An 842-nucleotide genomic window follows, 5' to 3' on the forward strand; every position below is an offset into this window, starting at 1 on the left:
TCACAGGAACCCTTAAACCTTACATATACATTTTTCAACATGCGATCTTCCTACGAAGTACTTCCCCTTTTTGAAGAGTTCATCTCGGATAATCGAAAAGGTAAACGCCGCAAAGCCAATGGTGCCCCCTTGAGTATTGGAACCGTAAAGAACTACGAGACTGTTTTAAGGCTATTACAGGCCTATGAAGAGGCTGCTAGCTCAAAACTAACTGTTCGGGTCTGGAAGGGCTTTAATAAGCGCTTAGAACAAACAGAATCGGCCTATTGGAAACGGTTCTTCAAGCGCTTCAGTGAATTTGTGTACAAGAGGGGTGGGTTNAAGAGGCTGCTAGCTCAAAACTAACTGTTCGGGTCTGGAAGGGCTTTAATAAGCGCTTAGAACAAACAGAATCGGCCTATTGGAAACGGTTCTTCAAGCGCTTCAGTGAATTTGTGTACAAGAGGGGTGGGTTTGACAACTACTTGGGTATGGTTATTAAGACCCTCAAAACCTTTTTCAAGTACCTCAAAAAAGAGAAACACCTTCCCATAGGCGATTTTATCAGCCAACTCTATGTTTTCAAAGAAGACATTCCGGTAATTGCCTTGAGTCCGGAACGCGTGAGGTACTTGATCTATGATACCGATCTACGAGCACAGCTCAATGCGGTTCAGTTGAAGGCTTTGGACATTTTCATTTTCGGATGTGCTGTAGGATTGCGGTTTTCAGATTTAGTGCGGGTGACCTCGAAAGATATTAAAAAAATGGAGGGAGCTTGGTACCTGTCAACTGTTAGCAAGAAGACCAAAACCGCAAGCTTGGTTCGGTTACCCGATTATGCCATAGACATTGTGAAGAAG

1 protein-coding gene is annotated in these 842 nt (G+C 43.6%); it reads left to right on the forward strand.

Features of this window, described 5'->3' with window-relative positions; all coding sequences use genetic code 11:
- Positions 1 to 470 precede the first annotated feature (470 nt).
- Positions 471 to 842 (forward strand): site-specific integrase (locus ACQ2HE_RS19895; protein WP_472846352.1); only part of this gene is annotated, 372 nt, incomplete at its 3' end.

This window comes from Endoryza foliicola, from assembly GCF_050589245.1.
Taxonomy (GTDB): Bacteria; Bacteroidota; Bacteroidia; order Chitinophagales; family Chitinophagaceae; genus Endoryza; species Endoryza foliicola.